The organism is Agathobaculum hominis (assembly GCF_014288055.1).
GTDB classification, from domain to species: Bacteria; Bacillota; Clostridia; order Oscillospirales; family Butyricicoccaceae; genus Agathobaculum; species Agathobaculum hominis.
In genome coordinates, this window is sequence record NZ_JACOPK010000004.1 from 119208 (window position 1) to 138351 (window position 19144).

General features: G+C 56.1%; 19 protein-coding genes and 1 other annotated feature. Of the genes, 2 read left to right on the forward strand and 17 right to left on the reverse strand.

Annotated features, from left to right (window positions below):
* Window positions 1–5: 5 nt before the first annotated feature.
* Genes H8S02_RS05505 through H8S02_RS05515 form a run of 3 tightly spaced genes read right to left on the reverse strand, consistent with a single transcriptional unit; the run spans window position 6 to window position 3026 of the window.
* Window positions 6–743, reverse strand: a complete 738-nt coding sequence (locus tag H8S02_RS05505; protein ID WP_186969666.1) for a hypothetical protein — start codon at window positions 741–743, stop codon at window positions 6–8.
* A 26-nt stretch (window positions 744–769) separates the two neighbouring features.
* Window positions 770–1918, reverse strand: a complete 1149-nt coding sequence (gene wecB / locus H8S02_RS05510) for a non-hydrolyzing UDP-N-acetylglucosamine 2-epimerase (protein ID WP_186969667.1) — start codon at window positions 1916–1918, stop codon at window positions 770–772.
* A complete protein-coding gene (locus tag H8S02_RS05515; protein WP_118684704.1) occupies window positions 1911–3026 on the reverse strand; it encodes an MraY family glycosyltransferase in 1116 nt (371 codons plus the stop codon). The genes wecB and H8S02_RS05515 overlap by 8 nt, the downstream gene beginning before the upstream one ends.
* 256 nt (window positions 3027–3282) lie before the next feature.
* On the opposite strand from H8S02_RS05515, the gene glpK reads away from it, so the two are divergent.
* Window positions 3283–4770, forward strand: a complete 1488-nt coding sequence (glpK, locus tag H8S02_RS05520; protein WP_186969668.1) for a glycerol kinase GlpK — start codon at window positions 3283–3285, stop codon at window positions 4768–4770.
* Between the two features lie 57 nt (window positions 4771–4827).
* On the opposite strand, the gene H8S02_RS05525 is transcribed toward glpK, so the two are convergent.
* The 14 genes from H8S02_RS05525 to H8S02_RS05590 form a co-directional block, all read right to left on the reverse strand.
* Window positions 4828–6057: a peptidase U32 family protein gene (locus H8S02_RS05525; RefSeq protein WP_330601929.1), complete on the reverse strand. Its 1230-nt coding sequence runs from the start codon at window positions 6055–6057 to the stop codon at window positions 4828–4830.
* Window positions 6050–7216: an endolytic transglycosylase MltG gene (mltG, locus tag H8S02_RS05530; protein ID WP_186969669.1), complete on the reverse strand. Its 1167-nt coding sequence runs from the start codon at window positions 7214–7216 to the stop codon at window positions 6050–6052. Before mltG ends, H8S02_RS05525 begins: the two co-directional genes overlap by 8 nt.
* A 27-nt stretch (window positions 7217–7243) precedes the next feature.
* A complete protein-coding gene (locus H8S02_RS05535; protein WP_186969670.1) occupies window positions 7244–8134 on the reverse strand; it encodes a CPBP family glutamic-type intramembrane protease in 891 nt (296 codons plus the stop codon).
* Window positions 8124–8696: a 5-formyltetrahydrofolate cyclo-ligase gene (locus H8S02_RS05540; RefSeq protein WP_186969671.1), complete on the reverse strand. Its 573-nt coding sequence runs from the start codon at window positions 8694–8696 to the stop codon at window positions 8124–8126. The genes H8S02_RS05535 and H8S02_RS05540 overlap by 11 nt, the downstream gene beginning before the upstream one ends.
* Window positions 8683–9234, reverse strand: coding sequence for a DJ-1 family glyoxalase III (locus tag H8S02_RS05545; RefSeq protein ID WP_186969672.1), 552 nt, complete (start codon window positions 9232–9234; stop codon window positions 8683–8685). The genes H8S02_RS05540 and H8S02_RS05545 overlap by 14 nt, the downstream gene beginning before the upstream one ends.
* 14 nt (window positions 9235–9248) lie before the next feature.
* A complete protein-coding gene (locus tag H8S02_RS05550) occupies window positions 9249–10049 on the reverse strand; it encodes a GNAT family N-acetyltransferase (RefSeq protein ID WP_186969673.1) in 801 nt (266 codons plus the stop codon).
* 7 nt (window positions 10050–10056) lie between these two features.
* Window positions 10057–10962, reverse strand: a complete 906-nt coding sequence (locus tag H8S02_RS05555; RefSeq protein WP_186969674.1) for a DUF2156 domain-containing protein — start codon at window positions 10960–10962, stop codon at window positions 10057–10059.
* A gap of 26 nt (window positions 10963–10988) precedes the next feature.
* Window positions 10989–11762, reverse strand: a complete 774-nt coding sequence (gene thyX / locus H8S02_RS05560; protein ID WP_186969675.1) for an FAD-dependent thymidylate synthase — start codon at window positions 11760–11762, stop codon at window positions 10989–10991.
* Between the two features lie 6 nt (window positions 11763–11768).
* Window positions 11769–12503, reverse strand: a complete 735-nt coding sequence (locus H8S02_RS05565; protein WP_186969676.1) for a WecB/TagA/CpsF family glycosyltransferase — start codon at window positions 12501–12503, stop codon at window positions 11769–11771.
* A 176-nt stretch (window positions 12504–12679) separates the two neighbouring features.
* Complete coding sequence (locus H8S02_RS05570; RefSeq protein ID WP_186969677.1) at window positions 12680–12982, reverse strand: phage holin family protein; 303 nt, start codon at window positions 12980–12982, stop codon at window positions 12680–12682.
* Window positions 12983–13058: 76 nt separating this feature from the next.
* The gene (leuB, locus tag H8S02_RS05575; protein ID WP_186969678.1) at window positions 13059–14135 is read right to left on the reverse strand and encodes a 3-isopropylmalate dehydrogenase; all 1077 of its coding nucleotides are present in this window, start codon (window positions 14133–14135) and stop codon (window positions 13059–13061) included.
* A gap of 4 nt (window positions 14136–14139) precedes the next feature.
* Window positions 14140–14631 carry a 3-isopropylmalate dehydratase small subunit gene (locus H8S02_RS05580; protein WP_186969679.1) on the reverse strand — a complete coding sequence of 164 codons (492 nt, stop codon included), beginning with the start codon at window positions 14629–14631 and terminating at the stop codon, window positions 14140–14142.
* A gap of 17 nt (window positions 14632–14648) precedes the next feature.
* A complete protein-coding gene (gene leuC / locus H8S02_RS05585) occupies window positions 14649–15911 on the reverse strand; it encodes a 3-isopropylmalate dehydratase large subunit (protein ID WP_186969680.1) in 1263 nt (420 codons plus the stop codon).
* A gap of 26 nt (window positions 15912–15937) precedes the next feature.
* Complete coding sequence (locus H8S02_RS05590) at window positions 15938–17449, reverse strand: 2-isopropylmalate synthase (protein ID WP_186969681.1); 1512 nt, start codon at window positions 17447–17449, stop codon at window positions 15938–15940.
* Window positions 17450–17521: 72 nt separating this feature from the next.
* Window positions 17522–17768, reverse strand: a binding site (T-box leader).
* Window positions 17769–17938: 170 nt separating this feature from the next.
* Here H8S02_RS05590 and H8S02_RS05595 point away from each other — a divergent pair.
* Entirely contained in the window at window positions 17939–19126 is a 1188-nt protein-coding gene (locus tag H8S02_RS05595; RefSeq protein ID WP_186969682.1) for a dicarboxylate/amino acid:cation symporter, read from the forward strand.
* Window positions 19127–19144 lie beyond the last annotated feature (18 nt).

A 19144-nucleotide genomic window follows, 5' to 3' on the forward strand; every position in this document is an offset into this window, starting at 1 on the left:
AATGGTTACTCTCCTAACAGTGTTTTCCCTCCGGGCAGGGTAAAATATACCTTGTCGGGGGCTTCGGTCGAAAGTCCGGAGACAGAGACCGAGCGGGTGAGCGTATCGCCCGAATAGAACGATGCGCTTTTGAGAAGTCCTGAGGACGCAGACACGCTGTAAGCGCAGCGGTAGCCGTCCAGATCAAAGCTGACGATGATGCACGGTTCGCTGTCTGTGGATGTGCGGCCGGCAGAAAGCGGTGTAACGCCTGCTGCGAGCACATCCTCATAGGTCGGCAGCATGGCAGAGGCGTCATCAGAAAAACTGCCTGCCCTGCCCTCATAGACTGCCGAACTGTCAGCGTTCCAGGAATAGATGGTATCGCCTCTGCGGATGATCGAGGAGCGGACAGCGCCGCTCTCGGTCAGGGTATCCGTGCGGATGACGCCGTCGCGAACATAGCGGCGGCAGCGGAGAGAGGATGAGCCGCCGGTATAATACAGTTTGTTTTCGATGGTGCAGCTGTATGCCTCAGGGCGCGTGAGAGACGCAATCACATGCTGGACGTTATCGGTCGTGATATCAACATCTGCAACGCTCTGCGCAGTCAGCAGCTGACTGTCGGCGGTGACGACCGGCGTGTCAGCCTCCCCTGTCGGCAGCGTGATGCCTGTGTCGCGGCGATGCAGCAGACCGGAGGACATGATGTAGCTCAGGAACAGGAGCGACACAAGAACGCCTGCACAGATGGCGGCTGCCATAGGCGCAGAGAGGACTTTTCGCTTTCTCACGGGTTGAACGGTGCCGGACCGTCCTCGCGCAGACCGAAATAGTGCTCGATCGCTTCGACAATGCGCTTCGAGGTTTTTCCGTCGCCGTAGGGATTGACGGCATGCGCCATCCTTGCGTAAGCAGTCTCGTCCTCGAACAGCTCGCGTGCGAGCTTTACGATATCGGCCTGCTCAACGCCCGCAAGCTTGACTGTGCCGGCTTCGATTGCTTCCGGACGCTCGGTCTCGCGGCGCAGGACCAGAACCGGCTTGCCGAGACTCGGCGCTTCCTCCTGAAGTCCGCCGGAGTCGGTCATAATCATGAAGCAGCGCGCCATCAGATTGTGCATCTCGTCAACGGTCAGCGGATGAATCAGATGAATGCGGTCATTGCCGCCAAGGAACTTTTCTGCGGTCTCACGCACATACGGACTGAGGTGAACCGGATAAACGAAGTGCACATCCGGATATGCTTCGCTCAGCTCAGCAATCGCACGGCAGATATTCTCCATCGGTTCGCCGTAGTTTTCGCGGCGGTGAGCCGTGACAAGGACAACACGGTTGTTCTCGAAGTCGAGCTTTTTCAGCTGCTCATCACGGAATGCAAAATCCGGCTTGACGGTCATGTGGATCGCGTCGACGACGGTGTTGCCGACGACAGAAACGCCCTCAGTGATGCCCTCGCGGGCGAGATTGTCACGGTTGCGAGGAGTCGGAGCAAAGTGTAGCGTCGCGATCTGACCGGTCAGCTTGCGGTTCATTTCCTCAGGGAACGGCGAATATTTGTCGTAGGTGCGCAGACCGGCCTCAACATGGCCGACAGGGATTTTGTGGTAGAACGCTGCGAGTGCGCCGGCAAAAGTGGTCGAGGTATCGCCATGGACGAGAACAATGTCCGGCTGCGCCTTTTCGAGCACCTCATCCAGACCGTGCAGGCTCTTTTCGGTGATGGTAGCGAGCGTTTGACGCGGCTGCATGATATTCAGGTCATAATCCGGCCTGATGCCGAAAATATCAAGAACCTGATCGAGCATTTCGCGATGCTGTGCGGTAACGCACACGATGGACTCGGTGTTTTCGTTCTGCTCAAGCGCATGCACGAGCGGAGCCATTTTGATAGCTTCCGGGCGCGTACCGAATACAGTCATTACCTTGATTTTATTCATGTTTGTTTTTCTCCTCCTGTGCAGCCTCGTTTTTGTGTTTTTTCTGCTCCTGCGGATGCTTGCCCCAGTGTTCCGCACCGTAGATAATACATGCGCCGACAAGAATTGCTGCAAGCACTGCGGCAAGCAGTACGACAGCCTTTACCTCACCCGACGAGGTGAGCACGACGGCGGTAAGACCGAGCGTTGCACTGATTGCGTAAAGAATAGCGACCGCCTGCTTCTGATTGAAGCCCATGTCGATCAGCTTGTGATGCACGTGACCGCGGTCAGGGCTCATCGGGCTGCGGCCCTCCGCAAGACGGCGGATGATCGCGTTTGCCGTATCGAAGATCGGCAGGCCGAGAATAAGAAACGGCACAGCAAACGAGATGACGGCGTAAAATTTGAACAGACCCATGATGGACACGGTTGCGAGCATATAACCGAGGAAGGTCGAACCGGTGTCGCCCATGAAGATCTTTGCAGGATTAAGATTGTACGGCATAAAGCCGATGCAGGCGCCTGTGAGGGCGGCCATTGTGATGGCGATTGCCATATTATCGGTCAAAAGCGCAACAGCGAGCATGGTGATTGCGGCGATAGACGATACACCGACAGCAAGACCGTCCAGACCGTCGATCAGATTGACCGCATTTGTAATGCCGACGATCCAGATGATCGTAACAGGAACGGCGAGAAAGCCAAGATGCCAGAACGGCGCATCCGAAAACGGATTGAGGTTGGTGAAAAGACTGATCTGCAGGCCGCCGACACAGACCGGAATGGCCGCCGCGATGATCTGTACGATAAATTTGAGCTTTGCACCGAGTGCGAGAACATCGTCGAAGATGCCGAGCGCTACAATAATCGTTGCACCGAGCAGTACGCACAGCATGGTCTGGTCCAGCTGACCGAATACCAGAATGGAGCAAAGGAAGCCGCCGAAAATCGCAAGGCCGCCAAGACGCGGAATCGGTTCCTTGTGCATGCGGCGGTTATCCTTTGGTACATCGATCGCACCAACCTTGTGCGCGAACCGTTTGACGGGCGGCGTAAAGAAGTAGGACAGCACGCCGGCCAGGATGAAGGCGGCGACGACTATGCCGATTACAGTATATTCATTCATTGCGCTTTCCTCTTTAATGCTTTTGATTTGAACATAAGGGATATATCCTCATACTTATTTTAATCATATCACATTTTGCAGCCTGTTGCAACGAATATTATTAAGGCGCCAGCCGCAGTTGACAAGCATACGCTGCGCAGAGTATGATAAAGGCACGGGTAAAGGGAAAAAACAGAGCAATACGGCATCCCTGAACAGGCGCGTTTTACGGAAATCTGCGGTATTGCGCAAAAGCGAAGGAGAGGAGTTTTCCGTCATGGGAAAGTATATACTGGCCCTTGATCAGGGCACAACGAGTTCAAGAGCAATACTTTTTGACAGCGAACAGAATATTCTTGCAATCCGTCAGCACGAGCTGACGCAGCATTATCCGCATGAAGGATGGGTTGAGCAGGATCCGATGGAGATCTGGTCTACGCAGTACGCGGCTATGTTTGAAGTGCTTGCGGCGGCGGATATCTCCCCTGCCGATGTGGCCGGTATCGGCATTACCAATCAGCGAGAGACGACGATCCTTTGGGATAAAATGACCGGCCGTCCCATTCATAACGCTATCGTATGGCAGTGCCGCCGCACCGCAGACATCGTGGACGGGCTGGTGGAGAGCGGTCTGTCCGACCATATCCGCCGCACGACCGGTCTTGTCCCGGACGCATATTTTTCGGGCACGAAGATCAAATGGCTACTCGATCATGTGGAGGGCGCACGGGAGAAGGCTGAGAAGGGCGAGATCCTGTTCGGAACGGTGGATTCGTGGCTGGTATGGAAGCTCACGGGCGGCAGAGTACATATCACGGATGCCACTAATGCTGCGCGCACGATGATCTTTGATATTCACAGTCTCGATTGGGACGACACACTGCTGACGGCGCTCGATATTCCTCGGGCAATGCTGCCGCGCGTATGCTCGTCAAGCGAGATTTACGGCTATGTTTCTCTGCCTAATGGTGAGATCCCGATTGCCGGCATTGCAGGCGATCAGCAGGCAGCATTGTTCGGCCAGACCTGCTTTAACGCCGGCGACGCCAAAAACACCTACGGCACCGGCTGCTTCCTGCTGATGAATACCGGAACGACAGCCTGTGAAAGTGAAAACGGTTTGCTGACAACGATCGGTATTCGTATCGGAGACGAAACGCAGTATGCGCTTGAGGGCAGCGTATTTGTCGGCGGTGCGGTCATTCAGTGGCTGCGCGATGAGATGCGGTTTTTCTCGGAAAGCCGGGATGCGGAATACTATGCGTGCAAGGTGAAGGATACCGGCGGCGTTTATCTCGTTCCGGCGTTCACCGGCCTCGGTGCACCGCACTGGGATATGTATGCACGCGGCTGTCTGATCGGACTGACGCGCGGCACGACGCGCGAGCATATCATCCGTGCGGCACAGGAGTCGATTGCCTATCAGGTGAACGATTTGCTGACGGCCATGAAACGCGATACGGGCGTGGCCCTATCTTCCCTTTCGGTGGATGGCGGCGCGAGCCGTGACAGCTTTCTTATGCAGTTTCAGGCTGACATTTCGAACTGCACGATACGTCGTCCGGTCATCCGCGAGACGACTGCGCTCGGCGCGTGCTATCTTGCAGGCCTGGCAACCGGCGTCTGGAGCAGCAGGGACGAACTCAAGGAGCTGTGGCGCTGCGATACACTTTATGCTCCCTCGATGGAGGATGAGAAGCGCAGCAGGCTGCTGAATGGATGGGACAAGGCGGTCGGACGCTCGCTTGACTGGGCGGAGCATTGAGCATAAAAAAACATCCTGCCGTGAGTCGTAAAAGACTCCGCGGCAGGATGTTTTGCTTTATTCAGGACGTTCCTTCTTTTTGCGCAGGATGGCATAGCGGTCAACTGCGAACGGGAACTGAAAGTGAACCTTCATCTGCGGCACATTGAACAGGTCAAGCGCTTCGCCGTCATCGTTCACAGCCTCGGCGTGGAAGCTATAGGGTGCGTGACCCGGCTGAAGCAGCTCCAGCTCTTCGCCCTTGAAGAAGCGGTTCTTGAGGGCGAACACGGCTGTACCGTCCTCACGGCAGTCGACCGGCATACCCACGACCTCATAATCGCGGATATACTGGCTGTCGCCGTAGTGCTGACCGTTGGCAGAAGGACCGAAGTAAAAGCCTGTGTAATACTCCCGATGGCTGACCTTGTTTACTTCATCAAGGCAGAACTGCGGCATGACATAGTGCTCAGGATCGGCAAGATAAGCATCGACCGCAGCGCGGTATGCGCCGGTCACGCAAGCCGTGTAGTACGCGGTCTTGTTGCGGCCCTCGATTTTGAAGGAATCGATGCCGGCCTTGATAAGCTCCGGAATGTGCTCGATCATGCACATATCCTTGGAATTGTACAGATAGGTACCGCGGCTGTCCTCTTCGACCGGGAAGAATTCGCCGGGACGCTTTTCCTCCATCAGGGAGTAATTCCAGCGGCAGGGCTGTGCACACGCGCCGTGGTTTGCATCACGGCCGGTCATGTACTGCGAGATCAGGCAGCGGCCGGAATAGGAAATGCACATTGCGCCGTGGACAAATGCCTCGATTTCCAGTGCTTTCGGCGTCTTGGCACGGATTTCAGCGATCTCCTCGAGCGAGAGCTCGCGTGCGAGGACGACGCGTTCAGCGCCTATGTCCGCCCAGAAGTTTGCAGCCTCGGGGTTGAGAATGCTGGTCTGGGTCGAGATGTGCAGCGGAACTCCGGGAGCGTATTTCTGCGCCATGCGGATCACGCCGACATCAGCGACGATCATCGCGTCCGCGCCTGCGTCCTGGAGCAGCTCAAGGTAGGCGGGCAGCGCCGGAAGATCGCGGCACGATGGCATGATATTGACGGTAATATAGCATTTTACGCCGTGTGCGTGCGCCTCAGCGATGCAGCGGCGCAGTGCCTCGTCATCGAAGTTCGCCGCTGCCGCGCGCATTCCGAAGCGCTGACCGGCCATATAGACTGCATCGGCGCCGTAGGCAATGCCGAAGCGCATTTTTTCGGGATCACCCGCAGGTGAAAGAAGCTCTGGAATCTTATTCACCGCTTACCTCCGTGCTTTGGTCCGTGTTTTCGCTTGCGGCCTGTGCCTGTGCAGCGTTCGAGGTCGCAATGTTGCGCTGATGCTCCTCATAGCTGCTTGCGAACAGGTGGCTGCCATCGGGCATTGCGACATAATAGTAATAATCATGGCTCTCCGGGTGGCTTGCAGCGTAAAGCGAGGCATAGCCCGGGTTGCAGATCGGTCCGGGAGGCAGGCCTTCCGCGGTATAAAGGTTGTACGGGGAATCGCTCTTGAGATCCTCGTCGGTGAGCTTGCCGCTCGTACGGCCGAGACCGTACAGGACAGATGCGTCCACCTGAAGATACGGGAATTCGCTCGAATTGTTCAGACGGTTGTAAATAACGCCCGCGATGCGCGCACGTTCATCATCGCGCTGCGCTTCGCGCTCGACAAGCGAGGCGACAGTGACAATGTCGTGCATGGAACGGCCGAGCTCATTGGCTCCGTCTGTGATCTCCGAGCCATAGCGCGAAGCGAAATTATTGAGCATCTTATTGACCGTATCGACGACCGAGCCGTTGCCCTTGTAGATCTCATAGGTATCCGGGAACAGATAACCCTCGAGCCATCCTTCCTCGACCGGCTTCTCGTCCTGCAGGAAGTCATGCTTGAACGGGTACTGGTTGAGCACCTTGTCGAGCGCATCTGCGGTGCAGACATGGTTGTCAAGCAGAAGCTGGCGTACCTGTGCGACCGAGTAACCCTCGGGAATCGTGATCTGAAGCGTATCAGACGAAGAAGAATTGGTCAGCTTGTCGATGATCTGACCGTAGTCCATGCTGGGGTTAAGCTGGTACTCACCGGCGAGCACATCGTCGGCAGAGTCGCCCTTGACGGCGAGATACGCCTTGAAAACCGTACCGTAATTGATAATCCCCTGCTTGTCCAGATCTTTTGCCAGATCAGCGAGCTTTGTGTTCTCGGAAACATAGAACTGCTGCATGGCGTTGTCCTTGACGAATGCAAAGACGTCGTTTGCAGTAAAGATCGCTGCAAGCGAAATGACAAGCGACGCGCCGACGACCGCGATGACATAGACCATCGTGCCGGCGCAGCCGCTGTTCTTATGCCGTCTGCTGCGGCGGCGCTTGCGGCGGACTTCCTGATTTTCCTGATTATCGTACTTATCGTAATCCATAATTCACCTCGAAACATCCCGACCGGCTCAGCCGATCATATCCAAAACGATTTTTGCCGCAAATGCGACAGCGAATACGAGAACCCCCGGATTTCGCATAAGAAGCCACAGATCGTAGAGACCGGCGCTCTTGACGAAATGCGGCACCGAATCGCGCACAAGCATTCCCTGCGCAGTACGCACGGTCAGGTACAGGAACAGCAGCAGGCCAAGCAGATTGCAGGCGAAAAAGTAGTTCGCGATTCCGAACGGTGCATAAACATCGGTCATCCACATGGTGACCGACAGATAAAGACCTCCTGCCAGATGCGCGATAACAGCAGGCCACACGCTGTCGAAAATGTAGGCGGTATAAGCGAAGGCACAGCCGGCAGCGAAAGCACCGATCATGCGGAGCGGATCGCCCTGAAGCAGCGCAAATGTAAGACCGGCAAACAGAAGGCAGGCCGAAGTGCCAACGCCTTCCTCATGAATGGGCATGAGCACACCGCGCAGAAAGAGCTCCTCGACTAAGGCTGCTGCAGCGGCGAATACAAAATACACGCCGTGCGCACCAAACCGGGACTGGGCCAGCGGCAGTGCCGCAGCAAAAAAATCACCGTTCGCCTGTCCGATGAGTGAGCCGAGTGCAATATTGGTCGAAAGAGCGAACATCGCGGTCGTAATGCCGAGCAGAATGGCGAACAGAAGTCCGCCATTTGGCGGCATCTTCCATCCAAGTCTGTGCTTGATCGCGGTTCGATCCTCCGCAGCATAGTACGCAAGGAGCGCCGGGAGCGCAAAGGAAAGCACCTCCGCGAGCAGCAGCAGAGGCGGGCTGATGCCGACATAGCGAATGATGAGCCGGCTGAGACCTGTCAGCAGACAAAAGCAGACAAAGAGGCTGAGACCTGATAAAAGTGCTGTTCTATTTTTCATTCGTGTGCAGCACCTGCCTTTCAGTAATGATGTAGTTGCACGGAAGATCAAACGGCTCACGCGGAAGCTCGTCCGTCAGGCGGCTCTCCGCGCATAGAGCCGCAGCTACAGCGCGGGTCCGGGCAAGAAAACGATCGTAATAGCCGCCTCCATAGCCGAGACGGTAGCCGTTTCTGTCGCACGAGAGCGCAGGAACAATGACGAGCGAAATTCCGTCAGGCGGGATTTCCGGTGCACCGGAGGACGGCTCCGGAATGCCGTAGGCACCGCTTTTCAGTTCATCCAGCGAGAGAATGCGCCGCGCAGACATCTCCCCGGCTCTGCCGCACAGCGGCACGCAGAGCGTTTTTCCGTCTGTAAGCGCCTGCTTCAGAATGGCGGCGGTTCCAATCTCATCGCTTGTGGAGACGTAGCAGAAAATACAGGCGGCATCACGGTACAGATCACTTTTCAGAAGATTATCCGAAATTTTGCAATCGATAAACCTCTTTTCATCAGAGGAGAGTGTGCGGCGTGCCTCACGGTAGTACCGGCGGAGCTGCTGCTTTTCAGTTTGCAGCATGATACACGACCGAAAGGGCGATTTCATCCGCCTTTTCGCGGCTGATGAGTGCGGTAATGAGTGCGCAGGCGAAATCAAGCGCACCGCCGACACCGCAGGCGGTGATGATCTTTCCGTCAGTGACGCAGGTGGCCGGCACCGCTTCAGCCCCCTCCATGCCGTCCTCCATGCCGGGGTAGCAGGTCGCCCTGCGGCCCTTGAGCAGCCCCATGCCGCCGAGGATAACGGACGGCGCCGCGCAGATTGCAGCAACATATTTCCCTGCATCGTACATCGCGCGGACTGCGCTGGTCACACGCTTGTCTGCGTACAGATTGGTCGTACCGGGCATGCCGCCCGGCAGCACGATCATGTCAGCCTGCGCAAGGTCGATATCATCCATTGACAGATCGGTCACGACCCTGATGCCGCGCGCACCGCAGACCGTTTCGCCGGTTACGCCGACGAGTCTGGTCTCAACGCCTGCGCGCCGGAGCAGATCGACCGGGGTCAGCGCTTCGACTTCCTCGAAGCCTTCAGCCAGTAATACATATACCATTGCTGTCACACCTTTCAGTTGAGCATAAGATTGATATATCCGTTATCCGCACACGACCTATCATGCCACTTGGCAACGCCGAGGGCGGTTTCTGAGCCGGGGGCGGTGACAGTGAGCGTTTCCCGGCTGAGCGCATTCAGCAGTCCCCTTTCCCGGTTTGCAGTAAGTCCGATGGCTTCCTGTGCGGTATCCTCCCAGCAGAAAGCATAAGCGGTGAGTGCGGCTCCGTCAAACCAGCCGTAAACGCCGACACCGAGCGCATCGAACATTGCGATCTGCCGGCTCCATTCCTCACGGCTGCGCGTGATATGAAGCGGCGGGCACGAGGCTTCGTAGAGTGCGTTGATCTGTGGGATGTGCGCGTCGCTGAGACGGCGCGGCAGTTCGAACTCCCCTGCTGTTCGCGTCAGTGAGCGGCGCGAGAGATAGAATGTCTCGGCATAGCCAAACGGACGATAAAACTCGAACAGCCATTTTTCTGCAGGAATGAGTATCGAAGCCGCTCTGTTCTTCTCTTTATCGAGAGCAAAGGAGCGTTCCAGAAGCTCGGCGGCATAACCGCGGCGGCGGTGGGAAGGATGCGTGCATACGCCATAGATATAGGTGATCTCGCGCAGCTCTCCGTTGACCGAAAGTGTGTACGGGAGCATCTGGAGCATCGCACACAGGGTGTTTTCCTGCATGAGCAGCAGCGTATGCTGCGGTTCATAGAGATGTGAGAAAAAGTAGCCGTTAAATCCACCTTCGTCCGGAAAACAGGTTTCCCAGAGTGAATAAATCGCCGGGAGATCGCGTTGCTCGGCAAATCGGATCATATTATCCTCACTCCTTTGGTACAGCCATATATTTCACGCCGCGCATAACGGGATAATAGGATTTTTTTGCCTTGCGCAGCCCCTCAAGGCCAAGATCCTCCTCGCGGTTAACATACATCACATCCGTGCAGTTGCGCTGCACGAACTGCTGATTGATCATCTGATATGCGCCCTGGATTGTGTGATCGGCCTTTTCAATCTGGACAACATACATATCCGGCGTTGCCTTGCAGCCGAAGGTGAACGCAATCACCTCGCCGTCCAGACGCAGCAGGCCGCCACGCAGATTCAGATAATCGAAGTTGTGGAGAGCCTGTACGATCGCACAGGTTTCCCCTTCGAAATCGCGCTCATGGGCGCAGCCGTTCAGGTTGCACCAGTGGACATGGAACGCAAAAGCGTCCTTGATGTTGTCCTTTGTCATATCTTCATAACTCCAGCGGTTCTCATAGGCAGTCTTGAACCGGTTCACAAGATTGCGCTTGCTCTGGAGCTTTTTTCCGGAGAGCGTCGAGAGCTTTTCGGCAAGATAGATATAGTCATCTCCGTCCTCGGTGTCGTGCGAGAAGGCGAATTTTCCCGGACGTACCGCTTCGATGCGCTCGATCATCGGTTCCGCGACTGATACGATCACGAACGGAATACCGCGTTCGGCGGCATCCTGCTCAAGCGCATCGAGCGCCGCGCCGAGGTCGCCATTGCCGACCGGTGCAAGATAGCAGTCGTGACCGCCGTCGAGCGGTGACATTTTGATCAGGAAAAATCCATCCAGAAAGCAGATTCTGGTATTGTAATGGCTGCGCCACATGAACAGGTCGACAAAGCAGCGCTCGCACAGATGATAATTATAATGCGAGCCGCATTTTTCGACCGCAGCCTTATCTTCTAAAGTTATTTCACGAAACGGAAGCATAAAAATCCTTTCTGTTTTTGCGAGGGTTACTTTCCCTCTCCGCGCAGTTTCATGTAGTGCGCGCGGACTTCGGCCGCCTTGCCGCAGGACATTTTGCCCTCTGTGCAGACACCGTCAACACAGGCCGGACCGCAGTGTCCGAACAGCGTCGGCGCAACAGCGTAGACCAGTCGGTACATTTGTTCTGCGAGCTCGCGGATTTCCCACTGTGCGCGGCTGCAGCAGCGCAGACGGAAAAAGTTCTTGAGACTGCGGGCGTTGGCAGTCATCATGATACGGGTCGCGCAGGCGTTCGGCAGCACATAACGTGCGTCCTCGATTGCGTGCTTTTCGGCCTTGCTGCGAGCTGCCTTTTCAGGAATACCCTGCTCAAGCAGTTCCTTCAGATACCCTTCCATCAGTGCGGCGGTCAGTTCCTCGTAGGTGCGCTGATCGTCCTCCATTGCCTGAATGAATTTTTCCCGTGCGGCCGGGATTTTATCAATCTCGGGCGGAAGAACATACTCAAAGCCCTTCTCGCGTACATAGCGCTGGCTCTGCACCGAAAAGGATGCCATGCGGTGACGGGTGATCTGCGCCAGCAGCGAGCGCGAAACGCCCTCGATGGCGAAGGTGAAGGAAACATGCTCGATAGGACTCTCGTGACCGATCTCGGAGAGCATATTGACAAAATTCTCTGTCTTTTCCTCTGTCAATCCCTCGAGTACGTTGTCAATATTGCTTGAAGAGTAGCAGTTTTTTGCTGCTGCCGCAATCAGCTTTTCCGGCTCGGGAGTATGAGCCAGCAGTTTGACTTTCATAAATTCTTATCCTTTCTTGCCGAACAGACGCTCACCGATGACAACGAGCAGGAATTTCGGCAGCTTCATCATGCGGCCGATACGGCTCGGCTGCTTGAGCAGACGGTAGAACCATTCCAGTCCCAGCTTGATAAAGATATCGGGTGCTCGTCTGGACACGCCTGCGAATACATCGAGCGAGCCGCCGAGACCGCAGAACAGCGTGCCGTGAATATCGTCGATGTTCGCGGCGATGAACTTTTCCTGCTTGGGGGCGCCGAGGCATACAAAAACGGCATCTGCGCCGCCTGCGGCATTGATCGCATCTACGACCTGCTGCGTGTCCTTGAAGTAGCCGTCATGCGTGCCGGCAAGCACGAGTCCCGGAAATTTCGCACACAGATTTGCGCCGGCCTTTTCTGCGATACCCGGTTTGGCACCGAGCAGAAAGAGACGCATGTTTTCCTTGGCCATCGCCGCACAGAGATCTTCTGCAAATTCAATGCCCGGAACACGGCCCGGCAGGCCCTCGCCGAGAATTTTTGCGGCGTAGATAATGCCGATGCCGTCCGGCAGCACAAGGGCGGCGTGATTTACGATGCCCATGAACTCAGGGTCACGGCGGCAGAGATCAACGATTTCCGGGTTAGGCGTTACAACATAACCCTTCTGCCGCGCGCGGAGCTTGCTCATCGCCAGTTCAACGGCCTGCTTTTTTGTAACTGCGTGGAACTGCACGCCTAAAATAGAAGCGGTTTTCATCCTTTTATTCTCCTATGTCAATACGTCATCATCGGGCACTGCCCATAATCCTTTATATTATAACGCAGTTTATATAAAATCACAAGTGCTGACCCGGCAAACCATCGTTTTGACGAAAAAAACAGAAAGCCCGAGACAAAACCGGACTTTCTGTGTTAAAAGATAAGTTTTCGGTACTATTTCCCGGGAGAACAGCCGCCCGGACCGCAGTGAGAAATAACCTCGTTGAGATAGACCGACATGCCGGTGCACAGGATACCCTGCACCACACCGTCAAACATCACACCTGCCCAGTTGGCATATTCAGACCATCGGGACGCTGCGCCGAGACACGCAAGCGCGATGCCGCAGCCGGTCAGCGTCAACGGTATCAGCCGGTTCGGAAAACGCCCGAGAGCCTTTAAGACCCTGCCGAGGCAGTACAGGACGGCAGAAAGTACGGCATAATCCGCTTCGATATACTGCGAAAGGTGTTCCAATGCGCTCACCTCCGCTTCATTCTATGCGGGAAACAACGAAAGGAGAACGCCGGAGCGCTCCCCTTTCGATATTGTCTTAGAGCTGCTCGCGAATCAGCGTGCCCATCTCGGATGTGGACAGCACCTTCTCGCCTTTAGCAGCGATATCCGCAGTGCGGTGGCCGGCGTTCAGCACGTTCTCGACAGCGGTTTCGATGGCATCCGCCTCGGCCTTGAGGCCGAACGAGTAGCGCAGCATCATTGCGCAGGACAGGATGGTAGCGATCGGGTTTGCGATGCCCTTGCCTGCGATATCCGGCGCGGAGCCGTGGATCGGCTCGTACATACCCTTGCCGCTCTCGTTCATCGAGGCGGACGGCAGCATACCGATGGAGCCGGTGATCATGGAGGCCTCATCGGACAGAATATCACCGAACAGGTTGCCGGTTACGATAACGTCGAACTGGCTCGGATTGCGGACGAGCTGCATCGCGCAGTTATCGACATACATATCGGTGTACTCAACTTCCGGGTACTCGTCCTTGATGCGGTGCATGGTCTCGCGCCATACGCGGCTGGTTTCGAGCACGTTCGCCTTGTCGACCGAGCAGACCTTCTTGCTGCGCTTCATCGCCATTTCGAAGGCGCGGCGGCCGATGCGCTCGACCTCGTAGACCGAGTAGTTCATATCGTCCGCGCCGGTCTCGCCCCAGCCCTTGTCGCTCTCACGGCGGTAGTGCTTGCCGAAGTAGACATCGCCGGTCAGCTCGCGGCAGACAAGGATGTCGAAGCCGTCACCGATGATCTCCGGTTTGATCGGGCAGGCATCCGCCAGCGCCTTGTGCATCTGCGCCGGGCGCAGGTTGACAAACAGGCCGAGCGCGGCGCGCAGGCCGAGCAGCGCCTTCTCCGGACGCTTTTCACTCGGAACCTCGTCCCACTTCGGACCGCCGACCGCGCCGAGCAGCACGGAATCTGCATTCTTACAGATCTCGATGGTCTCCTCGGTCAGCGGGATGCCGTTCTTGTCGATCGAGCAGCCGCCTGCAAGGACTTCCTGAAAATTGAAGCTGTGGCCGAACTTTTCGCCAACCTTATCGAGCACGAGCATAGCCTCGGAGACGATCTCCGGACCGATGCCGTCGCCTTTTACTACTGCGATATTATAATTCATGAGATTATGCCTCTCTCTCCTTGAGCGACTTGAGCAGGCCGCCCGCCTTGATGATGTTCTGGATAAACGGCGGGAATGCAGCCGACTGCCAGCTCTCGCCCTTGGTAACATCGGTGATCACGCCGGTGTCGAAGTTTACCTCTACCTCGTCGCCTGCGTCGATGCCGTTCGCCGCTGCCTCGCACTCGAGGATGGGCAGGCCGATGTTGATCGCATTGCGGTAGAAGATACGCGCGAACGAGGATGAGATAACGCAGGAAACGCCGTTCTCGCGGAGAACGAGCGGTGCGTGCTCACGGGAGGAGCCGCAGCCGAAGTTGCGGGTCGCAACCACGATGTCGCCCGGGTGCATATTCTTTACAAAATCCGCGTCGATGTCCTCCATTGCATGGGTGGACAGCTCCTTCGGGTCTGCAATATTCAGATAACGTGCGGGAATGATAACGTCGGTATCGACGTTATCGCCGTACTTGAAAACCTTGCCTTTTGCGTTCATGGTATGTGTTTCCTCCCTTACTTCAGGTCGTCCGGCGCACAGATGTAGCCTGCAACTGCGCTTGCTGCGGCGACTGCCGGGCTTGCCAGATAAATTTCCGAGGTGATATGACCCATACGGCCTACAAAGTTGCGGTTGGTGGTGGAAACCGCCTTTTCGCCGTGCGCCAGAATGCCCATATGACCGCCAAGGCACGGACCGCAGGTCGGCGTGGAAACGATAGCGCCTGCCTGAATGAAGATCTTGGTCAGGCCCTCCTCGATGCACTGGAGATAAACATCCTGCGTCGCCGGGATGATGATGGTGCGCACATTCGGATTTACCTTGCGGCCCTTCAGAATTTCAGCTGCAACGCGCATGTCATCAATACGGCCGTTGGTGCAGGAGCCGATGACCGACTGCTGGACTTCGATATGGCCGAGCTCGTCGATGGTCTTGGTGTTCTCCGGGAGGTGCGGGCACGCAATGGTCGGACGGAGCGCGGACAGGTCGATCTCGATGGTCTGCTCATACTCAGCGTCAGCGTCGGCCTCGAATGCGGTGATGTTGCGGTCAACGCGGCCCTTGATGTAGTCCATCGTCTTGTCGTCCACCGGGAAAATGCCGTTCTTCGCACCGGCCTCGATCGCCATGTTGCAGATGGTGAAGCGGTCGTCCATGGACAGTTCATGCGCGCCTTCGCCGACGAACTCCATCGACTTGTACAGAGCGCCGTCCACGCCGATCTTGCCGATGATGTGCAGGATGACGTCCTTGCCGGAAACCCACGGGCTCAGCTTGCCCTTGAGAACGAACTTGATCGCGCTCGGAACCTTGAACCATGCTTTGCCGGTAGCCATGCCTGCCGCGAGGTCGGTCGAGCCAACGCCGGTCGAGAACGCGCCCAGCGCGCCGTAGGTGCAGGTGTGGCTGTCCGCGCCGATGATCAGCTCGCCGGGAGCGGTCAGACCTTTTTCCGGGAGCAGCGCATGCTCGATGCCCATTGCGCCGACGTCGAAGAAGTTAACGATGTTATACTTCTTCGAAAACTCACGGCACTCCAGACACTGCTCTGCGGACTTGATGTCCTTGTTCGGAGCGAAGTGATCCATTACGAGGGCAATCTTGGTGTTGTCGAATACCTTGCTGAAACCGGCTTTTTCCATCTCGCGGATGGCAACAGGGCCGGTAATGTCGTTCGCGAGCGTCAGATCGACGTTTGCTTCGATGAGCTGTCCTGCGGTCACGCTGTCAAGACCTGCGTGCTTCGCGAGGATTTTCTGCGTCATAGTCATACCCATAACAGTTTTCCTCCTGCGGATTGCGATTAGTCGTTAAAATACTTGTTGATGCCGTTGATATACGCCTTGATAGAAGCCTCGATAACGTCAACCGATACGCCGCGACCGGTGACGAGCTCGTCGCCGCCGCCCACGCGGATCTTGACGATCGCTTCGCTCTGTGCGTCCTCACCGTCGGTCAGTGCGCGCAGCGAGTAATCCTCGAGCTCGATATCCTTGCCGACGATCTTGTTGATGGCCTGGAAGGATGCGTTGATCGGGCCGTCGGAGGCAGCGGCACGCTCAAAGGTCTCGTCACCCTTTCTGACACGGATGACTGCGGTAGAGGTGATGGTGTTGCCGGAGTTGATGACGAAGCGGTCGAGGATGTAGCGCTCCTCGCCGGAAACCGGAACGGCGCCGATCAGGCCCTCGAGGTCGCGATCCTTAATGACCTTTTTCTTGTCAGCCAGAATCTTGAACTTCTCGAATGCCTTTTCGAGCTTCTCCTTGTCGAGCGTGTAGCCGAGCTCATGCAGACGCTCCTCGAATGCATGGCGGCCGGAGTGCTTGCCAAGGACGATCGCATTCTTCGGAATGCCGACAGATTCCGGGGTCATGATCTCGTAAGTTTCCTTGTTTGCCATGACACCGTGCTGATGGATACCTGCCTCGTGTGCGAACGCATTCGCACCGACGATCGCCTTGGTCGGTGCAACAGCAACGCCGGTGATGGTCTGGATCATGCGGCTTGCGCGGTAGATCTGGGTGGTTTCGATGTTGCAGCCGATGCCGAAGTGATCTGCGCGGGTCTTGAGCGCCATGACGCACTCCTCCATGGAGGCGTTGCCTGCACGCTCGCCGATGCCGTTGATGGTGCATTCGATCTGGTCGATACCGGCTTCAACGCCCGCGAGAGAGTTTGCAACCGCCATGCCGAGGTCGTTGTGCATATGACAGGACAGAACGATGTTTTCGATGCCGGTGGTGTGCTCGCGCAGATACTTGATGCGTGCGGCGTACTCCTCCGGGATCATGTAGCCGACGGTATCCGGAATGTTGATGGTGGTAGCGCCTGCCTTGATAGCGGTTTCGACAACGCGGCACAGGAAGTCGAGGTCAGTGCGGGTCGCATCCTCGGCGGAGAATTCGACATCCGAGCAGAAGCTTTTCGCGTAGGAAACGCTGTGCGCGATGGATTCGATGACCTCGTCCGGGGTCATCTTGAGCTTGTACTCCATATGTACCGGGCTGGTAGCAATAAAGGTATGGATACGGGCAGATTCAGCGCGGCGGATCGCATTGTAGGCTGCCTCGATGTCCTTGTCTACGCTGCGCGCAAGCGAGCAGATGGTCGCGCCGCGAACGGTATCAGCGATTGCTGCGATCGCAGCTGCATCACCGGGAGACGCAGCTGCAAAGCCGGCCTCGATGATGTCGACCTTGAGCGCTTCGAGCTGCTTTGCGACCTCAATCTTCTCGTTGAGGTTCATGGAGCAGCCGGGAGACTGCTCGCCGTCGCGCAGAGTCGTGTCAAAAATCTTAATCGTTCTACTCATGGTTTCTTGTCCTCTCCTTCGGGTAATGTTTGTCGTACAGGGACAAAAAAAGCTCCGTCCCTTAATTCTGCATTAAGAGACGAAGCGAAAGCTCCGCGGTACCACTCTTGTTGCCGCAGAAAAAACTGCGACCACTCTAAGCGCATCCATCAATGCGCAGTCCGTATAACGGCGGACATTCCGTTCCATCTTACCGGCACAAAAGGCTTTCAGCGGACAGTTCCCGGGCGAGTTTCACTGCATTTCGACGCTGCTTTACACCGGACAACAGCTCTCTGAGGACGAAAGTACAATTACTTTACCCGTTCATCACCTTTATCATATGTTATTATATTATCCCCTGCGCACTGCATTGTCAAGAGAAAATTTCGAAGTTTCGCCGTTATTTTACATATGCCATCCCGGACGGCTTGCGAAGCATGATAATATCTGATATAATATTTGTTATCTCTGGGATAAAGAGAAAATAAAAAAGAGGAGTATGTAACATTGAAACAACTTGGACTGCTGGTTAGACTCATTATCGGCATCATCGCCGGTATGCTGATCGGCCTTTGCGGAGGCTGGTTCGGCATTGCGGATACGACGGGATTTGTTGCGGTCATTCGGCTGCTCGCGACGTTCACCTCGCTGTTCTCCACTTTCCTGTCCTTCATGATTCCGCTGATCATCATTGCCTTCATCACGGTCGGCATGGCGGAGCTGGGTAAGAAGGCAAACCGCCTGTTCGGCCTGACGCTGCTGCTTGCCTACGGCACGACGACGATCTCCGGTTTTCTTACCTTTTTTATCGGTAAGGCGTTCCTGCCGTCGCTCATCAAGCCGATCACTGGCGATATCCTCGAAAGCAACGCATTCGAGCCGTTCTTCACCATCGAGGTCACCCCGATCTTCGGCGTTATGACTGCGCTCGTGCTTGCATTCGTTCTCGGCATCGGCATGGCAAACCTCAAGGGCGATTCCATGCTCAAGGTTTTCCGTGATCTTCAGAACATCGTTTCCGGCGTGCTGCGCCACGTGATCATTCCGCTTATTCCGGTGCATATCGCAGGTCTGTTTGCCAATATTTCGGCGGAGGGCCGTCTTGCTGCAACCGTTAAAATGTTCGCGTCGCTGTACGCAATCATCATCGTGCTTCAGCTGCTCTACATTCTTTCTCAGTTCCTTCTGGCGAGCGGCGTATGCAGAAAGAACCACCTGAAGAGTATCAAGAATGTCGCCCCTGCGTACTTTACCGCCCTCGGTACTCAGTCCTCTGCGTCTACGATACCGGTAGCGCTGAACTGTGCGTACAGCAATAACGTAAACCGCGATGTTGCCGATTTCGTTGTTCCGCTCTGCGCGACCATCAACCTCAACGGCGATACCATTTGTCTGGTGCTCGGCTCGATGGGCATTATGCTCGCAAGCGGCATGAACCCGACGCTCGCTGTGTTCGCGCCGTTCATTCTCATGCTCGGCGTTACTATGGTAGCGGCTCCGGGCGTCCCGGGCGGCGGCGTTATGGCGGCTCTCGGCCTTATCACCTCGATGCTCGGCTTTACCGACCCGATGCAGCAGCTCATCATTGCACTGCACTTCTCGCAGGACAGCTTCGGAACGGCGGCGAACGTTACCGGCGACCAGGCGCTTGCGCTGATCGTGGATGAGGTAGACCGCAAGAGCGGCAAGGAGTAAATCGAAGAAAGGAGACAG

Bases quoted from the DNA above. Each gene is read 5' to 3' on its own strand.
- H8S02_RS05565 (WP_186969676.1), bottom strand. From the start codon at position 12,503: ATGAAAACCGCTTCTATTTTAGGCGTGCAGTTCCACGCAGTTACAAAA.
- glpK (WP_186969668.1), top strand. From the start codon at position 3,283: ATGGGAAAGTATATACTGGCCCTTGATCAGGGCACAACGAGTTCAAGA.
- H8S02_RS05550 (WP_186969673.1), bottom strand. From the start codon at position 10,049: ATGATCCGATTTGCCGAGCAACGCGATCTCCCGGCGATTTATTCACTC.
- H8S02_RS05555 (WP_186969674.1), bottom strand. From the start codon at position 10,962: ATGCTTCCGTTTCGTGAAATAACTTTAGAAGATAAGGCTGCGGTCGAA.
- wecB (WP_186969667.1), bottom strand. From the start codon at position 1,918: ATGAATAAAATCAAGGTAATGACTGTATTCGGTACGCGCCCGGAAGCT.
- thyX (WP_186969675.1), bottom strand. From the start codon at position 11,762: ATGAAAGTCAAACTGCTGGCTCATACTCCCGAGCCGGAAAAGCTGATT.
- leuC (WP_186969680.1), bottom strand. From the start codon at position 15,911: ATGGGTATGACTATGACGCAGAAAATCCTCGCGAAGCACGCAGGTCTT.
- H8S02_RS05580 (WP_186969679.1), bottom strand. From the start codon at position 14,631: ATGAACGCAAAAGGCAAGGTTTTCAAGTACGGCGATAACGTCGATACC.
- H8S02_RS05590 (WP_186969681.1), bottom strand. From the start codon at position 17,449: ATGAGTAGAACGATTAAGATTTTTGACACGACTCTGCGCGACGGCGAG.
- H8S02_RS05545 (WP_186969672.1), bottom strand. From the start codon at position 9,234: ATGGTATATGTATTACTGGCTGAAGGCTTCGAGGAAGTCGAAGCGCTG.
- H8S02_RS05515 (WP_118684704.1), bottom strand. From the start codon at position 3,026: ATGAATGAATATACTGTAATCGGCATAGTCGTCGCCGCCTTCATCCTG.
- H8S02_RS05535 (WP_186969670.1), bottom strand. From the start codon at position 8,134: ATGAAAAATAGAACAGCACTTTTATCAGGTCTCAGCCTCTTTGTCTGC.
- H8S02_RS05505 (WP_186969666.1), bottom strand. From the start codon at position 743: ATGGCAGCCGCCATCTGTGCAGGCGTTCTTGTGTCGCTCCTGTTCCTG.
- leuB (WP_186969678.1), bottom strand. From the start codon at position 14,135: ATGAATTATAATATCGCAGTAGTAAAAGGCGACGGCATCGGTCCGGAG.
- H8S02_RS05540 (WP_186969671.1), bottom strand. From the start codon at position 8,696: ATGCTGCAAACTGAAAAGCAGCAGCTCCGCCGGTACTACCGTGAGGCA.
- mltG (WP_186969669.1), bottom strand. From the start codon at position 7,216: ATGGATTACGATAAGTACGATAATCAGGAAAATCAGGAAGTCCGCCGC.